Consider the following 824-nt stretch of genomic DNA (forward strand, 5'->3'; position numbering starts at 1 on the left):
CCGCGCCGCCTCATCCGGCCGTCGCCAGCCAGCCGCCGATCGCCCGCGCCAGCGCCCCGGCGAGCCGCGCGCGATGGTCGGGCCGGCGCAGCGCGGCCTCGTCCCGCGGGTCCGACAGAAAGCCGAGCTCGACCAGGGCGGAGGGAATCTCTGGCGCCTTGAGCACCACGAAGCCCGCTTCCCGGTGCGTGTTGGGCAGCAGCGGCACGTCCTCCCCCAACTCCCGCACTGCGAGCCGGGCGAGGCGCGCCGAACCCGCCCGCGTTTCCTGCCGCATCAGGCTGATCAGGATGCGTTGCACCTCGGGGCTGACCGAGGGAAGCCGCAGCCCGCCGGCGAGGTCGGCGCGGTTCTCCCGCCGCGCCAGGGCGTCGGACATGGCGTCCGAGGCCGTCTCCGACAGGGTGTAGACCGAGGCGCCGCGCGCGCCGGGGGCGGAATCGGCGTGCAGGGAGACGAACAGGTCGGCTTCCCGCCGACGGGCGATCTCCACCCGCTCGGCCAGCGGGACGAAGACGTCGCGCGTGCGGGTCAGCAGCACGCGGCAGGTGCGCGCGGCTTCCAGCCTCTGCTTCAGGTCGAGCGCGGTCGACAGGACGATGCGCTTCTCCTCGGTGCCCTCGGTGCCGATCGCCCCGGGGTCACGCCCGCCATGGCCCGGGTCGAGCACCACGAGCGGCAGGGCGCGCGTGGGGCGGAGCTGCCCGGCCGCGACGTCCCGCCCCGCGCGGGCGGCGGGTTGGCTGGCGGACCGGTTCGGCCATGCGCGCATGATGGCGGTCTTCTACGTCGGCATCGGCGCGTCCTCGGTCGTGGCGGGGCTG

The 824-nt window shown here is 75.7% G+C and carries 1 protein-coding gene; it reads right to left on the reverse strand.

The annotated features are described in order from the left end of the window. Positions 1-10: 10 nt before the first annotated feature. A complete protein-coding gene (locus tag HW577_RS25830) occupies positions 11-772 on the reverse strand; it encodes an N-acetylmuramoyl-L-alanine amidase family protein (RefSeq protein ID WP_198378932.1) in 762 nt (253 codons plus the stop codon). Positions 773-824 lie beyond the last annotated feature (52 nt).

This window comes from Neoroseomonas rubea (assembly GCF_016106015.1).
GTDB lineage: Bacteria > Pseudomonadota > Alphaproteobacteria > Acetobacterales > Acetobacteraceae > Neoroseomonas > Neoroseomonas rubea.